Origin of the sequence: Amycolatopsis vastitatis, assembly GCF_002234595.1 — a bacterium.
GTDB lineage: Bacteria > Actinomycetota > Actinomycetes > Mycobacteriales > Pseudonocardiaceae > Amycolatopsis > Amycolatopsis vastitatis.
Genome location: NZ_NMUL01000042.1, coordinates 132,862 through 150,463, shown reverse-complemented (window position 1 = coordinate 150,463; position 17,602 = coordinate 132,862). Strand labels below are relative to the sequence as shown.

17 protein-coding genes are annotated in these 17,602 nt (G+C 72.7%); 7 read left to right on the top strand and 10 right to left on the bottom strand.

Features of this window, described 5'->3' with window-relative positions:
- The first annotated feature begins 9 nt into the window (after positions 1-9).
- The gene (locus CF165_RS35850; protein WP_093952021.1) at positions 10-1,284 is read left to right on the top strand and encodes a GGDEF domain-containing protein; all 1,275 of its coding nucleotides are present in this window, start codon (positions 10-12) and stop codon (positions 1,282-1,284) included.
- A 4-nt stretch (positions 1,285-1,288) separates the two neighbouring features.
- Here CF165_RS35850 and CF165_RS35845 read toward each other — a convergent pair whose 3' ends face one another.
- Positions 1,289-2,251, bottom strand: coding sequence for an isopenicillin N synthase family dioxygenase (locus CF165_RS35845; protein ID WP_093952020.1), 963 nt, complete (start codon positions 2,249-2,251; stop codon positions 1,289-1,291).
- Positions 2,252-2,277: 26 nt separating this feature from the next.
- Positions 2,278-2,736: a nucleoside deaminase gene (locus CF165_RS35840; RefSeq protein ID WP_093952019.1), complete on the bottom strand. Its 459-nt coding sequence runs from the start codon at positions 2,734-2,736 to the stop codon at positions 2,278-2,280.
- Positions 2,737-2,846: 110 nt separating this feature from the next.
- On the opposite strand from CF165_RS35840, the gene CF165_RS35830 reads away from it, so the two are divergent.
- A complete protein-coding gene (locus CF165_RS35830; protein WP_167441659.1) occupies positions 2,847-3,803 on the top strand; it encodes a helix-turn-helix transcriptional regulator in 957 nt (318 codons plus the stop codon).
- Here the strand turns inward: CF165_RS35830 and CF165_RS35825 are convergent.
- Together CF165_RS35825 and CF165_RS35820 are read right to left on the bottom strand one after the other, a co-directional pair.
- Positions 3,800-4,885, bottom strand: a complete 1,086-nt coding sequence (locus CF165_RS35825) for a winged helix DNA-binding domain-containing protein (RefSeq protein ID WP_093952103.1) — start codon at positions 4,883-4,885, stop codon at positions 3,800-3,802. The two genes, CF165_RS35830 and CF165_RS35825, sit on opposite strands and share 4 nt — an antisense overlap.
- 67 nt (positions 4,886-4,952) lie before the next feature.
- The gene (locus CF165_RS35820) at positions 4,953-5,582 is read right to left on the bottom strand and encodes a TetR/AcrR family transcriptional regulator (RefSeq protein WP_093952017.1); all 630 of its coding nucleotides are present in this window, start codon (positions 5,580-5,582) and stop codon (positions 4,953-4,955) included.
- 105 nt (positions 5,583-5,687) lie between these two features.
- On the opposite strand from CF165_RS35820, the gene CF165_RS35815 reads away from it, so the two are divergent.
- The gene (locus CF165_RS35815; RefSeq protein WP_093952016.1) at positions 5,688-5,933 is read left to right on the top strand and encodes a hypothetical protein; all 246 of its coding nucleotides are present in this window, start codon (positions 5,688-5,690) and stop codon (positions 5,931-5,933) included.
- A gap of 3 nt (positions 5,934-5,936) precedes the next feature.
- Here the strand turns inward: CF165_RS35815 and CF165_RS35810 are convergent, their stop codons facing one another.
- Positions 5,937-6,842 (bottom strand): aminoglycoside phosphotransferase family protein, encoded by a 906-nt coding sequence (locus CF165_RS35810; RefSeq protein WP_093952015.1) that lies wholly within the window; start codon positions 6,840-6,842, stop codon positions 5,937-5,939.
- Between the two features lie 629 nt (positions 6,843-7,471).
- Positions 7,472-7,882: a histone-like nucleoid-structuring protein Lsr2 gene (locus CF165_RS35805; protein ID WP_093952014.1), complete on the bottom strand. Its 411-nt coding sequence runs from the start codon at positions 7,880-7,882 to the stop codon at positions 7,472-7,474.
- A gap of 687 nt (positions 7,883-8,569) precedes the next feature.
- Here CF165_RS35805 and CF165_RS35800 point away from each other — a divergent pair.
- From CF165_RS35800 to CF165_RS35790, 3 genes are all read left to right on the top strand, one after another.
- Complete coding sequence (locus tag CF165_RS35800) at positions 8,570-10,408, top strand: phosphatase PAP2 family protein (protein WP_240521943.1); 1,839 nt, start codon at positions 8,570-8,572, stop codon at positions 10,406-10,408.
- Positions 10,405-11,733: a jacalin-like lectin gene (locus tag CF165_RS35795; RefSeq protein WP_093952013.1), complete on the top strand. Its 1,329-nt coding sequence runs from the start codon at positions 10,405-10,407 to the stop codon at positions 11,731-11,733. The genes CF165_RS35800 and CF165_RS35795 overlap by 4 nt, the downstream gene beginning before the upstream one ends.
- Positions 11,734-11,965: 232 nt before the next feature.
- The gene (locus tag CF165_RS35790) at positions 11,966-12,850 is read left to right on the top strand and encodes a substrate-binding domain-containing protein (protein WP_093952012.1); all 885 of its coding nucleotides are present in this window, start codon (positions 11,966-11,968) and stop codon (positions 12,848-12,850) included.
- A gap of 13 nt (positions 12,851-12,863) precedes the next feature.
- On the opposite strand, the gene CF165_RS35785 is transcribed toward CF165_RS35790, so the two are convergent.
- From CF165_RS35785 to CF165_RS35770, 4 genes are all read right to left on the bottom strand, one after another.
- Positions 12,864-14,048, bottom strand: a complete 1,185-nt coding sequence (locus CF165_RS35785; RefSeq protein ID WP_093952011.1) for a cytochrome P450 — start codon at positions 14,046-14,048, stop codon at positions 12,864-12,866.
- Complete coding sequence (locus CF165_RS35780; protein WP_093952010.1) at positions 14,045-14,512, bottom strand: MarR family winged helix-turn-helix transcriptional regulator; 468 nt, start codon at positions 14,510-14,512, stop codon at positions 14,045-14,047. Before CF165_RS35780 ends, CF165_RS35785 begins: the two co-directional genes overlap by 4 nt.
- Before the next feature lie 140 nt (positions 14,513-14,652).
- A complete protein-coding gene (locus CF165_RS35775) occupies positions 14,653-15,645 on the bottom strand; it encodes an ArsR/SmtB family transcription factor (RefSeq protein WP_093952009.1) in 993 nt (330 codons plus the stop codon).
- Positions 15,646-15,727: 82 nt separating this feature from the next.
- Positions 15,728-16,612 (bottom strand): aldo/keto reductase, encoded by an 885-nt coding sequence (locus CF165_RS35770; protein ID WP_093952008.1) that lies wholly within the window; start codon positions 16,610-16,612, stop codon positions 15,728-15,730.
- A gap of 83 nt (positions 16,613-16,695) precedes the next feature.
- Here CF165_RS35770 and CF165_RS35765 point away from each other — a divergent pair, with 83 nt between their 5' ends.
- On the top strand, positions 16,696-17,277 hold the full coding sequence (locus tag CF165_RS35765; protein WP_093952007.1) for a TetR/AcrR family transcriptional regulator: 582 nt from the start codon (positions 16,696-16,698) through the stop codon (positions 17,275-17,277).
- Positions 17,278-17,602: the final 325 nt, after the last annotated feature.

The following is a 17,602-nucleotide window of genomic DNA, read 5'->3' as shown; positions in this document are numbered from 1 at the left end:
TTTGCCGAAATGGTGGGGGATTCCACGGTCGCCGCCGGCGGGGAACGCCGCCCGGGCCGGTTCCTGCCCGCCGTCGTCCTGGCCCGCTGGGCGCTGTGGCGGCTGCCGCGCCGCGGCCAGGTCTGCTACCTCCTCCTGATCGACGTCCTCGCCGTCTCCGCCGTCGTGCTCGCCGCCCTCCGGTACCCGCCGCTGGCCGCGATGCTGGTGCCGTTCGCGCTGCTCCTGGGCGGGATGCTGGTGTCGGCCGAGCTGGCGCGGCCGGTGGAACGCCACCGCGAGGACACCCTCCTCGGCCCCGGCGTCGACACCCCGTGGATCTTCGCGGGCGTGCTCGTCCTCCGGCCCGGGCTCGCCGTCGGGCTGGTCGTGCTCTCCGCGGTGCACCAGTGGTGCCGGGTCCGCAGAAAACCCGTGTACCGGCAGGTGTTCGGGGCCGCGGCGACGGCGCTGGCCGGTCTCGTCGCCGGAGCCTTCCTCACCGCGACCGGCGTCCGGCCGCTCGGCGAAGTCCTCGACGCCCGCACCGTCGCCCTGCTCGCCGTCGCCGGGCTGGTGTTCCTCGCGGTGAACGCCGCGCTGGTGACCGCCGCCGACGGCCCCCGCCGTCCGCGCGAGGCCGCGGCGGGATACGCCTTCGACGCCGCGATGACCGCGTTCGGCCTGCCGCTCGCCTGGGCCGCCGGAGCGGCGCCGCTGCTCGTGCCGCTGCTGGGCGGCGCCACCGTCGTGCTGCACCGCGGCGGCCTCGGCGCCGGCCGCCGCGACCACGTCACCCTCGACCCCGGCACCGGCGTGCTGACCGCCGCGTCGTGGCGTGGCGCCGCCGAGGCCCGGCTGGACCGGCTCGGCAGGCACGGCCCCGGCGCGGCTGTGCTGCTCCTCGACCTCGACCACTTCCGCCAGCTCAACGACCGCTACGGCGCCCGCATCGGCGACGCCGTCCTGCGCGCTGTCGCGGGCACGCTGCGCGACGAGGTCCGGGCCGCGGATCTCGTGGGCCGGTCGGGCGGCGAAGAGTTCGCGGTGCTCCTGCCCGGCACCGGCCCGTTCGACGCGATGGCGATCGCCGAGCGGATCCGCCTGCGGATCGCCTCGACGCTGGTGGCGTTGAAGGCCTCGGGCGACGGACCCCAGTTCGTCGGCGTGACGGTGTCGATCGGCGTCGCGGGCTGCGCGGATGGGCTGCTGCTCGCGGACGCGCTGGTGGCCGCGGAGACGGCGTTGCTGCGGGCGAAGGCGGCGGGCCGCAACCGGACGGTGTGCGCCGAACCGGAGTCGTGAGGCGTCAGCTCATCGTGATCGCGTTGAGCTTCTCCCGCAGGTAGTCCGCCGCGATCACCTCGGGATAGACGCGGTTGCCGAGCGGCGGGGCCAGTGACGTGATCCGGGCGTCGTGGTCGGTTTCGTAGAAGAAGATCAGCGACACGAGGTCCTCGTCCGGGGCCGTCGTCGAAGGCGGGAGGACGCGGTGGCGCGTCGAGCGCCAGCGGTCGCCCGTCCAGCGGGCCATCAGGTCGCCGATGTTCACCGTGAGGGCCTCCGGGTGGAACGGCGCGTCCTGCCACTCGCCCTCGGCCGTGCAGACCTGCAGGCCGCCGACCCCCGCCTGGCGGTCGAGCACCGTCACCGTGCCGAAGTCGGTGTGCGGGCCGATGCGGAACTGGTCCGGCTCCGGGGCGCCGACCCGGCTCATCGGCGGGTACCAGTTGATGTTGAACGTGTACGTCGGGTGCACGGTGTGCCGCGTGAAGTGGCTTTCCGCGAGCCCCAGCGCCGCGGCGAAGATCTCCAGCAGGTGGTCCGACAGCGCCCGCATGCGGCGCATGTACTCCGTCGCCGTCTCGCCGAAGCCGGGTATCTCGTCCGGCCAGACGTTGGGCTGGAACCAGAACCCGTCGACGTCGGCGACGCCGGTGCGGGTGTCCGCGCCCGCGGAGTAGGACTCCTTCAGGTCCGGCGGGGTCTCGGTGCCCTCGGCGTAGCCGTTGGCCTCCACACCCGGCGGCAGCCAGCCGCGGCCGCCGACGGTGACGGCGTAACGCTGCTTGACGTCCTCGGGCAGCGCGAAGAACTCCCGCGCCAGCTCACGCGTCCGGGTGCGCAGGTCGTCCGGGACGCCGTGCCCGGTGACCAGCAGGAAGCCGGACTCCCGCAGCGCGGCGTCGATCCGGGCCGCGACCTCGGCGCGGCCCTCGGACGTGCCCGCGAACCACGGCGAAAGGTCCACGAGCGGAACGGATGACGGCATGCAGGTTCCTCCCCGAAACAGGTGTCCTATTCGGACTTTTCGACCCCGATGTCCTCGAACCACAGGTCCGGGCGCGCGGCGATGAACTCCGTCATCAGCGCGGTGCAGGCGGGATCGTCGAGCAAGGTGATCTCCACGCCGAGCCCGGCGAGCCAGTCGTGCCCGCCGTGGAAGGTCTCCGCCTCGCCGATGACGACGCGCCCGATCCCGAACTGACGGACGAGCCCGGAGCAGTACCAGCACGGCGAGAGCGTGGTGACCATGATCGTGTCGCGGTAGTGCGGGCGGCGGCCGGCGTTGCGGAACGCCGCGGTCTCGGCGTGCATCGACGGGTCGCCGTCCTGCACGCGCCGGTTGTGCCCACGGCCCAGCAGCGTGCCCGTGGTGTCGAACAGCGCGGCCCCGATCGGCACGCCGCCCTCGGCCTTGCCCAGCTCGGCTTCTTCACGAGCGACGGCGAGCAGGGTGTGCGGATCGAACGGCATGCGTCACTCTTTCGCCCGGCGAGGTCCGTGGCAAGTGTTCGCCCGCGCGGCGGCACGATCCGGCGAATCGCGGACCGGAACTGTCCTCGATGTCTGGCACACTGCGTGGCATGTACGGGACTTCGGAACGCCTGCTCAGGCTGCTCTCCCTGCTGCAGGCGCGGCGCGACTGGCCGGGCGCCGACCTCGCGTCGCGGCTCGAGGTCGACGTCCGCACGATCCGCCGGGACGTCGAGCGCCTGCGCTCCCTCGGCTACCCGGTGCACGCCACCCCCGGTGTGGCCGGCGGCTACCGCCTCGGCGCGGGCGCCGCGCTGCCGCCGCTGCTGCTCGACGACGACGAGGCCGTCGCGGTCGCGGTCGGCCTGCGCACGGCGGCGAGCGGCACGGTCAGCGGTATCGAGGAGACGTCGGTGCGCGCGCTGGCGAAGCTGGAGCAGGTACTGCCCGCCCGGCTGCGGCCGCGGGTCGGCGCACTGCACGCGGCGACGCTCTCGCTGCCCGGCGCCGGTCCGACGGTCGACGCGGAGGTGCTGACCACGATCGCCGCGGCCTGCCGTGACCACGAGCGGCTGCGGTTCGGCTACGGCGACCGCGACGGCACGCGGACGCAGCGCTCGGTCGAGCCGCTGCGACTGGTCCACACCGGCCGGCGCTGGTACCTGGTCGCCTTCGACCTCGACCGCGCCGGCTGGCGCACCTTCCGCGTCGACCGGATCGCGGAGGTGCCGGTGACGAGCTTCCGGTTCACCCCGCGCGAGCCCCCTGCCGAGGACCTCGCCGCCTACGTCTCGCGCCAGATCTCGACGGCGCCCTACCCGCACCAGTTCGTGCTGCGGGTGGCCGCGCCGGCGGAGGTGCTGGCGCGGCGCATCCCGCCCACCAGCGGGGTGGTCGAGGCCGTCGACGAACACAGCTGCCGGGTGCGGACCGGGGCGAACACCCTCGACACCGTGCCGTACTACCTGGCCCAGTGGGGCTTCGACTTCGTGATCGAGGAAGCGCCGCCGGGGCTGGTCGAGCGGCTGCGGGAGGTCGCCGACCGGTTCGCCCGGGCGGTCGGCTAGCCGGCGATGCGCAGCTGATCGCTTTCGCCGTCGGAGAGGAACGACGCCAGCGCCTGGCCTTCCTCGGCGACATCGGCCCGTTCGGTCCGCGACAGGCGTCGCAACGGTGTGACGGCCACGGTTCCGGCGTCCACCGTCCAGGTGGCGGAGACGCAGCCGTCCACCAGCACCACCCGTTCGCCCGCCACCGAGAGCCCGCGGTGGGTGTCGTCGATGATGCGGCTGCGGTCGTCGTAGCCGAGGATCGCGTTGTCGAACGCCGGCAGGAACCGCACCGGCACCGGGGTGTCCGGATCGGGCCGCGGCGCGTCCGGCAGGTCGAGGAGCTCGCGGCCGCGCTCGTCGCGGAAGACCGCCAGCTCGTCGCGCAGTGCCTTCACCGCCGCCGGGAGCCCGGCCAGCCCGCACCACGCCCGGAGGTCGGCCGAGGCCGCCGGACCGAACGCGGCCAGGTAGCGCCGCACGAGCGGCCGGTCGTCCGGGTCGAGCGGGTCGGCGTCGCGGCCCAGCCACGCGGCGAGGGGAAGGTTGCGCACCCCCGCTTTGGTGCGCCACACCCCGCGCGGCGGCAGCTGGACCGTCGGGATCAGCGCGGCGATCAGCATCTCGCCGAGCGGCCGCGGCCCCGGCTCGGGCCAGCGTCCGGCGACCGCCCGCGCGAGTTCGCCCATCGAGCGCGGCTCGCCGTCGGCCAGCACCGCCCGGCCCGCCGCCGCGAGCGCGTCCAAATCCACTCCGTCGAGCTCACGGCGGTAGGTGCCCAGGACACGCTGGCGCAGCATGGTGTCGAACCGGGCGCGCCACACCAGGACGTCGTCGGCGGTGAGCAGGTGGACGGTCCGGCGCATGAGGTGGGTCCGCACCACGCGCCGCCCGGTCAGCAGGTCCGACAACGCCGCCGGGTCGAACGAGCGCAACCGCGACCACAGTCCGGTGAACGGCTCCTGCGGTTCCTGCGCCTGCAGGCCGCACAGGTGCGCGACGGCGTCGTGCACGGAGAGGCCGGCGCGGTCGAGCAGCAGCTGCCGGGCGAGGGTGGCGCGGTTCAGCGCCCGCGTGCTCAGGACGGTGTGGTTCGGCACGGGGACCACTGTGGCACGAGTAGCGGACAGGGATTGTCCGCTACTGCGGGCGGACTTGAACGACTGCTTAGTCTGTGACGGGGGTCTCAGGTGTGACGCCGAGCATGCGCAGCACCAGGCCGCCGTATTCCTTGCCCAGCGCGGTCGGCGTCTGCCGCGCGCGGTCGCTGTACCAGCGGGCGACGTCGACGCCGAGGGAGAGCACGGCCCGGGCCGAGATGTGCGGGTCGGACACCGCGAACACGCCGGCCGCGACGCCCTCGGCGATCACCTCGCGCACGATCCGCTCGATCCGGCGCCGCAGCTGCGCGACCACTTCGAACTCCTCCTCGGGCAGTGCCTGCAGCTCGTACTGGACGACGCGGGCCACGGTGTGGCGCCGCGCGTGCCAGGCCACGAAGTCCTCGACGATCAGCCGGATCCGCTCGACGGGGTCGGCTTCCTTGGCGACGACGTTTTCGACCAGCGCGAGGGTCTGCTCGTGGCCGTACCGGCTGATCGCGAACAGCAGGGCGGCCTTGGAGGGGAAGTGCACGTAGAGCGCGGCCGGGGACATCCCCGCGGCGCCGGCGATGTCCCGCGTGGTGGTGGCGTGGTAGCCGCGCTTGGCGAAGGCTTCCACCCCGGCCAGCATCAGACGGCGCGCGGTCTCGGGCTGCACGTCCGGCCACAGTTCGGCCGACAGCGACATCGTCATCCGGTGATCCTCCCAGATCGCATCGCCCGCGGGCCGGGCACGACGGCCTGCCCGATCGTGACCCCGACTGTGACCCCGACCGGGACCATTGTAAGCGGCCGCTAAGTGGGCGGTCCGGGGGACGAATCCCGCGACGGGACCTGGAGCTCCGCGCCCCGCGACGTTCTGGTGCTGGCCCACACCGGCACGTCGGGTCATCCCTCGGACGTCTCGGTGGCGAAGGTCGACGCTTGGCTCCTCGGCGGCCTGCCCGCGGTCCTGCTGCCGGCGGTCGTCGCCGCGGTCTGGAGCCGGAGAACCGCTCGTGCGGTGTCCGGGACGCCGGGCCGGAAGACGCACGGCGGTGGGTGACCGTTAGCCGGAGAAGATCTCGCCGAGGACGCGGCGCGCGTTCGCGGCCTCCTCGTCGGTCCGGCCCACGGTCTGGGCGCACGCGACGAGCGTCTTCCACAGGGCCCAGCCGCGTCCGCGCGCCCAGGCCGCCTCGTCGATGGCCAAACGCTCGCGGAACGCCTGCCGTCCGTCGGCGGTCAGGAGCGTCCACGCGATGGCCAGGTCGCACGACGGGTCGCCGACCCCGCAGGTCCCGAAGTCGATGACGGCCGCCAGCTTCCCGCCGTCGAGCAGGAGGTTGCCCGGGGCGAGGTCGCCGTGGAACCAGACGTCCGCACCGTCCCACAGCGCGGCCAGCGCGGCCTGCCAGATCCCGTCGGCCAGGCCGACGTCGAGGTGACCGTCCAGTGCCGCGAGCGCGCGCCCGGCCTGCCCCTCGTAGGTGCGCAGGGTGGCGCCGCGGAACCAGTTGTGCTTACCCGGCCGGGGAGCGCCGTCGGTGTCGACGCTTCGCAAGGCGGCCACGAACCCGGCCAGGTCGAGGGCGAAGGGGACGGGGTCCGGAATCCGCTCGATGCTCGCGGGTTCGCCGGGAAGCCACGGGTTGACCGACCACGAGAACGGATAGTCCATGCCCGGATGCCCCTGGGCCAGCGGCACGGGGACGGGGAGCGGCAACTGGGGAGCGAGCACGGGAAGCCACCGCTGTTCCTTGCCGACCGCCAAGGCGTACTCGGCCGCGCTGGGCAGCCGCGCCACCATCGTGTCGCCGAGGTGGAAGGTGAAGTTGTCCCACCCGCCCCGGGCCACGGGCCGGACCGGGAGACCGGCCCAGCGCGGGAACTGGTCGCCGATCAGGCGGCGCACCTGTCCGACGTGGACGGTGACGCGCTCGGGCGGGGGACCGAGATCGGGGATGCCGCTCAAGGCGCCATCCTGGCCGATGGCCTGCTTGAACTGGCCGACGTAGTTGCCGAGACGAGTTCCCCCAGCTCCCGGCACCCCATGTTCCGCATGTCGAGCACTCGGCCAGGCTACTCGTCGTCCCTTCCCGGCATCGCCCCGGCGTGCGGGCGTCCGGGTCCTCGGCGGGGGATGCGGCCGAAAACCGTCTTCGAGCCGCTTTCGGACGGCCGCTCGTGAGCGGTGCGGCAATACGCGCCGATTCGCGGTGGAGATCGGCCGAGGCGGCCTGATTCCTGATTTCGACGGCCATTGCCTCCTGTTCCGGGGGCGGCCACGCGGCCGGACAGGCTCACCAATCTCCGGGGTACGGATCGCGGGCGCCGCGGAAACGGCTCGGGTCGACGGTGGGCCCGGCGCGTTACGCCGTTCGGCGGCGTTCACCGGAATCCCGAAGACCCAGGTCTTCAGGGACGAACGGCCCTCGACCGGGACATCACTCCCGGTCGTACCGGACGCCGAGGATCACGACACAGCCATCGGTGATGCCGCGGGGCGCGAAGCCTGGATCCAGGCATGATCATCCACCGGTACCGTGCGAAAAGGCGACCCCTTCGACAGGGGTCGCCCTCGCTGGTTCGTGGCCGATGTCGTCAGTTCTTCGCGGCGGCGGCCTTCTTGCGGGGAGCCCGCTTGCGCACGGCCTTCACCGGCTCTTCCGCTTCGGCGATCTGCGCCTGCTCGAAGGCGGCGATGACTTCGGAAGCCAGGCGTCCTCGTTCGGAAACCTCGTAGCCGTTCGCGTTGGCCCACGCCCGGATCTGCTGATTGCGTTCGCGGTCGGACGCGGTCGTGGCCGGCTGGCCGGTCGCGACGCGGACCTTGCGACCGCCGGTGCGACGGGCGGCGCCGATGTACCGGGCCAGTTCGTCGCGCAGCGCGGCGGCGTTTTCCTCGGACAGGTCGATCTCGTAGGTGACGCCGTCGAGGGCGAACGGGATGGTGCGGGCGGCGGGCGTGCCGTCGATGTCGTCGAGCGTCTCGACGAGGACTTTCTGGGCCATTCCTGCTCCTTGAAGAACGCGGGGCACATCCAGTGTGACGTTATTGTGACCGAGGGTGAGAATTCACTGCTCCACTGTGGAGTCTATACACATCTCCTCCTTCGGGGAAATTTCCCCGCCGCGACTGGCGTGTATCAAAGATCTGCGGGAGGAGAAGTCACCTCAAGCCGGGAAATGGCGACAGCGAGCAACGCGCATCTGCAAGTTGCACCCGGGCGGCCGGTTTGTGGGCTGTTCGGAGTAGTGCGGGGAAGAGGGACGCGGCGGGCATGGGGCGCCGGCGGCCACGGGATTTCCCCGGTGACCGAAACTGGCGATGAAGAATGGGAGCGATCCCGGCGTGCCGACCTCTCGAGTGCCCCGGCGGGTGACGGCCGACGGCGGCGGAACGGTCCACAGTGGACTGAGCGCAACCGGCCCAACCGCGGTTACGCCGACCGGACCGGGCGCGACTGCCGAAAGAGTCGAATTCGACGAATTCACCCTTCGCCCGTGCGGACAGCCGGTTACCCCTGGCCGAATTCCTGCCGACGGCCCTTGACGCGGGTGATCACGGCGCTGATCATTCCCGACGGCCGACCTGGCTTTTCGCCCGCCCGCCCGGCGTTCCGGCGCGGGAACGGGCGAGCCGCCCCTCGACGATCCGCCGTGCAGGCGTCCCAGGAGAACGAGTTGACACCGGACACATTGGACAGACGGAGCTTCCTGCGCCGGAGCGCGCTGGTCCCCGCCGTCATCGCCGCGCCCGCGTTGCTGGGCGTCCCCGCCTGGGCGGAGGAAGCGGCGTTCGTCGACAGCTACCGGACCAACGTCCCGGCCAACCGGACGCCGGAGACCAACGCCGCGGTCCGGGCACTGTCCGGGATGCAGCGGCTGTGGCGCACCGGGCCGTCGTGGGACACCGGGACCGTGCTCGACGCGGAGGTGCTGCGGGCGAACGTCCGCCACGTCGTCGCCGTCACCCGGGCCAGGAGCGCCGCCGACGCGAAGCGGGCCTTCGTCTACGACCGGCAGCACCAGTCCTACGCCGCCATCGGCGGCCTCGGGCCCCTCTCCGACCTCTACCGCCGCGGCGCCAAGGCCGTCACGAGCATCACCAGTGCGCCGGACGGAACCCCCGCGACCAAGATCGACGACGCCGTCCCGGCGGACGCGCCCGCGGGATCGGCGCTCGGCGCCGGCTCCTACGACTCCGAACTCGGCCTGGTGGCGCGGCTCGTCGACACCGTGCGGGGCACGTTCGCGTCGGGCAACCCCAGCAAGTACGCCTACCAGTACCCGCGCCCGTGGCGGCTGACCGCGGACAGCCGGGTCGTCGACACCGGCCGGGTCGACTCCCTGGGCTTCCCGGTCTACTCCTCCGACGTCGTCGTCGCCCCGCAGCTGCTGCGGCAGCGCAGCACGAGCCCGGTCGACGACGCCGGGTACCCGAGCGGCCACACCAACGCCTTCCACCTGGCCTGCCTCGCGCTCGCCTACGCCGTGCCCGAGCGGTTCCAGGAGCTGGTGGCGCGGGCGTACGACCTGTCCGACACCCGGATCGTCGCCGGGATGCACTCCCCGGTCGACGTCATCGGCGGCCGGATCCTGGCCACGGCCCTGGCCGCCGCCACGCTCGTCGACCCCGAGAACGCGACCCTGAAGGCGAGCGCGCGCGAACAGGCCCTCGCGTACTTCACCGCGAAGACCGGAACGACGGCCGACACGCTCTTCGCCCGCGCGCACAGCGGCGCGGACGAGTACGCCGACCGGTGCGCGAACGCCGAGATGGTCGCCCGGCGGGCGACGTACGGGCTCCCGCGCCGCGGCCGGAACCTCCCGATGGCGGTGCCGAAGGGCGCGGAAGCGCTGCTGGAGACCCGGCTCCCGTACCTGACCGCCGCGCAGCGGCGCGAGGTGCTGCGGACGACCGCGTTCCCCGGAGGCCACCCGCTGCTCGACGGACCGGAGCAGTGGGGACGGCTGAACCTGTTCGCGGCCGCCGACGGCTACGGGGCCTTCGCCGCCGACGTCCGCGTCGAACTGGACGCGGCCCGTGGCGGCTTCCACGCGAACGACAGCTGGCGCAACGACATCGGCGGCGACGGCGGCCTCGTCAAGGCCGGCGGCGGGACGCTGGCCCTGCACGGGAACAACAGCTACCGCGGCGGCACACGGCTGACGGCGGGCACGCTGGCCGCGGCGTCGCCGTGCGCGCTCGGCACCGGAGCCGTCGAGGTGACGGGCGGTGTCCTGCGGCTGTCCGGCCTGCGCGTGGGCGGCTACCGCCAGGCCGGCGGCACCCTGTCCGTGCGGCCGGGCGCGGGCCCGGCGCTGGCCGTCTCCGGCACGGTCACCCTGGACCCGGGCAGCACACTGGAGATCCAGCTCGACGGCTCGTGCCCCGCGCGGGAGATCCCGGTGCTGAGCGCCCGCCGCGTCCAGGGACGGTTCGCCGTCGTCAAGGCCGACCGCCCGGGCTTCCGGGTGGTTCCCCGCTACACCCCGACCGGCTTGTCCCTCCGAATCCTGCGGGAGTTCTCGTGAAGAAACGCCTTGCCGTCCTCGCCGCCGTGGCCGTGGCGTGCACGATGGCCCCGGCCGTCGCGCACGCCGACGCCACCGACGGCGGCAGCTTCTCCGTGCTGAGCTACAACGTCGCCGGCCTGCCGGAGGGCATCTCCAGCGCGCCGACGCCGCGGACGCCGGCCACGACGGCGATCGGCCAGCGGATCGGCGCGTACGACCTGGTGCACGTCGAGGAGGACTTCAACTACCACGCCGCGCTCTACGCCGCCGACAACCACCCGTACCGCACGCCCACCAGCGGGGGCGCGGGCATCGGCAGCGGGCTGAACACGCTTTCTTCGCTGCCCTACGACACCGACGACTTCGAGCGCGCGCGCTGGAAGTCCTGCCAGCTCGACTCGGGGGACTGCCTGACTCCCAAGGGTTTCACGTTCATGCGGCTCCGGCTGGCCGAGGGCGTCTACACCGACGTGTACAACCTGCACACGAACGCCGGGACCAACGACGGTGACGAGGCGTCCCGCGCGTCGAACCTGGCGCAGCTGACGGAGTTCATCCGGGCGCACTCGGCCGGGAACGCGGTCATCGTCATGGGCGACACCAACACGCGCTACACCCGCGCGGCCGACACGATCGCCCAGTTCGCCGGGGACAACGGCCTCACCGACGCCTGGGTGAAGCTCGCGCGCGGCGGGGTGGCGCCCGCCCCCGGCAGCCCCGCGCTGCTCTGCGACGACCAGCACGTCACGAACGACTGCGAGATCGTCGACAAGGTCCTTTACCGTGGCAGCAAGCTCCTTTCGCTCAATGCGACGGTGTACAACAACGAACACGCGAAGTTCCTCGACGACGCCGGCCGGATGCTGTCGGACCACGACCCGATCACGGTCCGCTTCGACTGGACGCGCAATCCGGCGCTGCGGCTGTCCGACCAGTACGGCGGTCCGCACGGTGACTACTACACCGACGTCGACGCCGTGCCGGCCGGCGCGCGCGTCCGGACGCTGTCCCTGCGCGCCGGGAACCGGGTCGACCAGGTCGGCGTGACGCTGGAGAACGGCACGATCCTCGCGCACGGCGGGTCCGGCGGGACGGCGTCGTCGCTGACGATGGGCAGCGGCGAGTACGTCACGACGGCGACGTTGTGCCAGGGCAAGTACAGCAACACCACGCGGATCTTCTCGGCCCGCTTCACCACCAACCTCGGGCGGGTGCTCGCGGGTGGCTCGGCGACTTCGGACTGCGTGACGCGCACGGCCCCGGCCGGCTGGCAGATCGCGGGCTTCCACGGCCGCTCCGGCGACGAGCTCGACAAGGCCGGGTTCGTCTACACCCAGCGCTAGCCGGTTCCCCGGGCGGTGGCGCACGGCGTTCGTGCGTCACCGCCCGCCGCTCAGTGACGTTGTTCACCGGCGAGCCGTGACGCCGCCATCCCTCCGCAGGTCAGCGTCGGTCTTTCGAGGCCATTTCGACTCTTCGCCGGTTGTTACCGGTTAGTGGCGTTGTTGACATCGAGGTGAACAATCGGCGTCACTGTGGTGACCTCGGTGGTCGACCGAGAGCGGGTGAGGCGGAATGCGAGAGCGGACGACAGGGGATCCCCTGCCGGATGTCCGCGGCGCGGTGCTGCCGGACCCGGCGCGCTCGATCGGCGTGCTCACCTCGACGCTCGCCACGCTGGGCAACAGCCGGACGCTCGACGCCATCGCGCAAGCGGCCGCCGCCGAGGGGTACTCGGTCAAGCTGACGTCGCTCGGCAAGCCGACCCGGTCCGCGGTGACGCGGGCGTTCCGGCAGCTCGGGCAGCAGGCCGTCGAGGGCATGGTCGTCCTCGTGGAGGAATACGACCTGGACTGGCCCGGCATCGAGTTCCCGGCGGACGTGCCGGTGGTGGTGGTCGATTCGAACCCCCGCGCCGGCTACCCGGCCGTCGACACCGATCAGGCGCAGGGGGCCACGCTGGCGACCGAACACCTCCTCCGCTTGGGCCACGAAACCGTCTGGCACGTCGCGGGTCCCACGGATTCGTTCGCGGCCGAGCGCCGTGAACACGCCTGGCGCGCGACGCTCACCCGGTTCGACCGCCCGGTCCCGCTGCCGGTGGTCGGGGACTGGTCGGCCGAATCCGGTTACACGCTGGGGCGGATGCTGTGCCACGACCCCGCCGTGACCGCGGTGTTCGCGGCGAACGACCAGATGGCACTGGGCCTGCTGCGCGCGCTGCACGAAGCCGGGCGTTCGGTGCCGGGAGAGGTCAGCGTGGCCGGTTTCGACGACATGCCCGAAGCGGCGAGCTTCTGGCCGCCGCTGACCACCGTCCGGCAGTCGTTCTCCGAGCTGGGCCGCCGGGTGGTCCGGACGTTGCTCGACGAGACCGCGACGGGGATCCGGGCCGCGGTCGTCGAGCCGGTGCCGGTGACGCTGGTCGTGCGCGGCAGCACCGGCCCACCGCCGTGGTGAGTCGCGCCCGTGGTCAGTTCCACGTCACGGGCAGGCGATCGATGCCGTAGATCGGGTGGGCGTGGCGGAAGGGCAGGTCCTCCTCCGCGGCGGCGAGCCTGAGCGCGGGCAGCCGCCGCAGCAACGCGGTAAGCGCTGTCTCGAGTTCCAGCCGGGCCAGGTGGTGGCCGAGGCAGAGGTGCTCGCCGTGGCCGAAGGCCAGGTGGTGGTTGGGGGTGCGGCCGAGGTCGGCGGGGCCGGGGAACCGGCCGGAGTCGCGGTTGGCGATGTCCGCCGCGGCGATGACGCCCTCGCCCGCGCGGACGGTCACCCCGCCGACCGGCACGTCGGCCGTCGCGACCCGGCGCCGTCCGGTGTGGGTGATGGTCAGCAGCCGCAGGAGCTCGTCGACGGCGGTGGCGGGCGGGCCGTCCGGCTGCCGGAACGTCTCGGCGTGCCCGGGATTCCGGAGGAGGAAGGCCACCGACAGCGCGATCTGGTTGGCGGTGGTCTCGTGCCCGGCGACGAGCAGCAGCACGGCCATCGACACCGCCCCGGCCCGGTCGAGCTTGCCGGGTTCGACCTGCTGGGCGCTCAGCCTGCCGAGCAGGTCGTCGGCGGGATGGGCGCGCCGGCGCTGGAGGAGGCCGCCCAGATAGCGGGCGAGGTCGGCCGTGGCGGCGCGGTTGGCTTCTCCGGACGCGGAATCGTCGACCATCACGCGGGCGCGTTCCTCGAAGAACTCGTGGTCGTCGTAGGGCACGCCGAGCAGATCGGCGATGACGGTCGACGCCAGCGGCAGCGCGTAGGCCCCGACCAGATCGGCGGGTCCGGACCCGCCGGTCAGCCGGTCGAGCAGCTCGGCCGCGGTGCGCTCCACGGCGGGCCGCAGTGCGGCGATGCGGCGCGGCGTGAACTCGGTGATCAGCATGCGGCGCAGGCGGGTGTGCTCCGGGGCGCCCATGCTGATGAACGAACCCGCCCCACGCCGCCGGGCGCGGCCGGCCGGGCCGCGCGCGGGGTAGCCGGGACGCGTGGGGTCGACGGAGAAGCGCCGGTCGGCGAGCACGGCGCGGACGTCGTCGTAGCGGGTGAGCAGCCACGGGGTGCTGCCGTCCCAGATCCGGACCCGGCTGATCGGCGCGTCGCGCTGCAGCCGCGCGAGCTTCGGCGGCGGGTCGTACGGGCAGTCACGGGGGAACGGGAACGGTTCGGTCATGCGTCCTCCTCGGCGTGTTCGCGCTCCGGCGGGCGCGGGGCAGGCTGGTCGGCGAGGCGTTCGAGCAGAGGAGCGGCCAGCCGCAGGAGCCCGATCTCGGTCCCGCTGAGCTCGTCGAGCGCCGAGGCCAGCCATTCGTCACGCTCACGCATGTCGTCATGCAGGGCCGCCGTGCCCCGGTCGGTGAGGGTGAGCACCGCGCCGCGCCCGTCGTGTTCGTTGGGGGCCCGGGTGATCAGCCCTTCGGCCTCGAGTTCGGCGAACACCTTGGTCAGCGCCTGAGGACGTTGCCCGTCGGCGGCGGCGATTTCGCCGGGACTGCCGGTGCCGTGCCGGAACAGGTACCCCAGCACGCCGACCTTGGCCGGGCTCAAGGCGTGCGCCGAGCGGGCTCCGCGCAGCCGCCGCGCCAGGCGCAGGACGCCTGAGCGCACCGCCCGGGCCGCGGCGAGATCGTCTTCCATGGTTAGTACTGTACTCATTACTATCGAGACCGTCGAGTGTGGCAGACACGGGGATCTCGAAGTTGATTAGTCAACAGTTTATTACTAGTGGCGGCCTTGGAGGATCTCGTCGCCGCGGCGCTGATGTCGTTGCCGGGCATTCACCGGTCCGCGCCGAGCACCTGCAGTCCCAACGGCGTGATGCGGTGCCGGGCGAGGTTTTCGTGGCGTTCGGTGGTGATCAGCCCCGCCTCGCGGAGGACGCGGGTGTGGTGGCTCACCGTGGCGGGCGCGACGCCGACCGCCCCGGCCAGCCGGGTGGTGGTGTTGCCGCCGATCACCGACCGCAGGATCGACGCCCGGGTGGCGCCCAGCAGCGCGGTGACGTGGTCGCCGTCCGCGTGCCCGCCGGCCAGGAGCCGGGCCTCGGTCCGGATGGGGAACGCCAGCACCGGGCGCAGTCCGGGATCGGCCAGGGCCACCGGGTGGTGCAGGGCGAAATAGCAGGGGATCAGCACCAGGCCCCGGCCGTCGAGGTACAGGTCCCGGTCGTGCGGGTAGCCGACGGACAGCACCGGCGGCTCCCACCGCGTGGCCCGGCCGAGCCCGTGCAGCGGCCCTTCCGGGCCGCCGTGCAGGTACTGCTGGATCCCGGCGGCCACGTCGGCGCACCGCCCCTCCTCGATCGCCGGCAGGTGCGGCTCGATCGCGGACCGGAAGTAGACCCGCAGGTCCCGCCGCAGCTGCCGGAGCGCGGCCGGCTTTCCCCCGGCGAGGTCGTGCAGCCAGCTCGCCGCCGGACCGGTCGCCGGACGGATCCGGCCGATCTCCTCGCGCAGGCGGCGCGACGAGGTCGACAGGACCGCGTCGCTGGCTTCGTCGATGCCGGTCACGTCCCCGTCGGGGGTCAGGAGATCCGGGAAGTAGGCCGCGTGCGGCGCCACTGTCACCACGGTGTGCAGCGCCCTCCGCAGCCGGGCGTCGTGGACGGCGCGTTCGCGCACGAACCGGCGCCACCGGGCGAAGAACAACGCGCCGTCCGCGTGCTGCAGGATCTGGGCGCTGCTGGTGATCTCCCACATCAGGTCGATGTCCGGTTTCAACCGCGTGTGCGCGAGATCCGCGTCGGTGAAGTGGATGCGCAACCGCGGCACGTCGTCTCCCCGGAGCAGTCGGTGGCCCCTGACAACGTGTCGCACACGGGCGCCCGCGTACACCGCCGGTAGGAGGCTCGGCTCAGCCGAGCGGAACGCTCATCGAGCGGACCGGGACCGCGTCGAGCGCGGCGAGCGTGGCCGCGTCGAGCACGATGCCGCCGGCCGCGATGTTCTCCTCGAGGTGCTCCGCGCTCGCGGTGCCCGGGATGAGGTGGGTGTTCGGGGCGTGGTGCAGCAGCCAGGCCAGGCCGATCTGGGCGGGCGTGTGGCCGAGGGCCCGCGCGGCCCGCTGGACCGCCGGCTCGTCGGTCACCATCGGCAGGCCGGGGAAGGCGCCGCCCAGCGGGAAGAACGGGACCCAGGCGATGTTCTCCGCGACGCAGAGCGCCAGCATGTCCTCGTCGTCGCGGCCGATGAGGTTGTAGGCGTTCTGCACGCAGGCGATGCCGGCCGGGAGAGCCCGGCGCAGGCCGTCGAGGGTGACGCTGCTGAGGCCGATCGCGCCGATCTTGCCCTCGTCGCGCAGGGCCGTCATCACCGCGAGCTGGTCGTCGAGGCCGACGAGCTGGTCGCCCTCGGCGAGCACGCCCGGCCGCCGGTCGGCGCGGCGCAGGTTCACCAGCGGGATCCGGTCGACGCCGAGCGCCCGGAGGTTGTCCTCGACGCTCGCGCGCAGCTCTTCGGGCCGTTGCGCGAGGCGCAGCGGGATCGGGCCGCCGGGGTTGGGGTCCGCGCCGACCTTGGTCGCGACGAGGACGTCGTCCCCCGGCCCGAGCGCCTTGCGGATCACCTCGTTGGTGAAGCCGTTTCCGTAGAACTGGGCGGTGTCGACGTGGTCGACGCCGAGCTCGAAGGCGCGGCGCAGGAGTGTGACGGCCGCGCCGGGGTCGTTGTGCAGGCGTTCGAGCCGCATGGCGCCGTACCCGACGCGGGAGACGGTGCGGCCGGCCAGGGGAGAAGACATGGTGGTCCCGCTTTCGTGCGATGATGACGAAGCGGAGGAGCCTCCGCTAACCGGAAGGTAGCACAACCGGAGGTGCCTCCGCTTTGTCTTCGCCCGAATCCTCGGCGCGCCCGGCCCGCTCCGACGCGCGCCGCAACCGCGAGAAGCTCATCGCGGTCGCGCGGCGCGCCTTCGCGGCCGCCGACGGCACCGTCGCCCTCGAAGCGATCGCCCGCGAGGCAGGGGTCGGGATCGGCACGCTCTACCGCCACTTCCCGACGCGCGAGGCGCTGGTCGAATCGGTGTACGCGGCGGAACTCGACGACGTCACGGCCGGCGCGCCGGCGCTGCTGGCCGAATTCCCGCCCGAGGTCGCGTTGCGCGCGTGGATGGATCGCTATGCGGCTTTCGTCGAGACGAAACGGGGAATGGGCGACCTGCTCCGCGCGAGCGTGGCTTCGGGGCGCATCGCGACCCCGGCGACGCGCCGGCGTCTCACGGCGGCGATCGGGTCGATTCTGGAGCGCGGGGCGCAGGCCGGCACGCTGCGGGCCGACGTCGACGCCGAGGACGTCGTCCTGATGGTTCTCGGGGTTTTCCTCGCCACCGCGGATCGGGACGCCGAGCGGATCGGGCGGCTGCTCGATCTCGTCGTCGACGCCGTCCGCCCGAAACTTGCGGAATGATCGGGCGGGTTCCGCGCATAAGCCGATCTTGGGAATCATCCGGCCCGTCATGATCGCGACGTCCCGGTGAGCGCGCCATTCGATGACTTCACCGTCCCGATTGCTCCCGATTGGCGGGCCTTCGGTGATCCGGGCGAGAAGTCGCTTCTCCGAAGTGTCCCTGCGGCACTCGTTACGCGCCATTCGGGTGATAGCCGATGGCCCCGAGACTTTCGACGCTTGCATACTGGCAGGTATCCATCCGTTCTCCAGTGGCGACTCAGGGCACCCGGTGACGTCGAGTTTTCGCAGGTAGGCACGTTGTCGCAAAGTCAAACCTCCCAAT

Coding starts and splice junctions, on each gene's coding strand:
- CF165_RS35840 (WP_093952019.1), bottom strand. CDS start 2,736: ATGCCGTTCGATCCGCACACCCTGCTCGCCGTCGCTCGTGAAGAAGCC.
- CF165_RS35850 (WP_093952021.1), top strand. CDS start 10: ATGGTGGGGGATTCCACGGTCGCCGCCGGCGGGGAACGCCGCCCGGGC.
- CF165_RS35780 (WP_093952010.1), bottom strand. CDS start 14,512: ATGGAAGACGATCTCGCCGCGGCCCGGGCGGTGCGCTCAGGCGTCCTG.
- CF165_RS35820 (WP_093952017.1), bottom strand. CDS start 5,582: ATGACGATGTCGCTGTCGGCCGAACTGTGGCCGGACGTGCAGCCCGAG.
- CF165_RS35770 (WP_093952008.1), bottom strand. CDS start 16,612: ATGTCTTCTCCCCTGGCCGGCCGCACCGTCTCCCGCGTCGGGTACGGC.
- CF165_RS35830 (WP_167441659.1), top strand. CDS start 2,847: ATGTACGGGACTTCGGAACGCCTGCTCAGGCTGCTCTCCCTGCTGCAG.
- CF165_RS35790 (WP_093952012.1), top strand. CDS start 11,966: ATGCGAGAGCGGACGACAGGGGATCCCCTGCCGGATGTCCGCGGCGCG.
- CF165_RS35845 (WP_093952020.1), bottom strand. CDS start 2,251: ATGCCGTCATCCGTTCCGCTCGTGGACCTTTCGCCGTGGTTCGCGGGC.
- CF165_RS35805 (WP_093952014.1), bottom strand. CDS start 7,882: ATGGCCCAGAAAGTCCTCGTCGAGACGCTCGACGACATCGACGGCACG.
- CF165_RS35785 (WP_093952011.1), bottom strand. CDS start 14,048: ATGACCGAACCGTTCCCGTTCCCCCGTGACTGCCCGTACGACCCGCCG.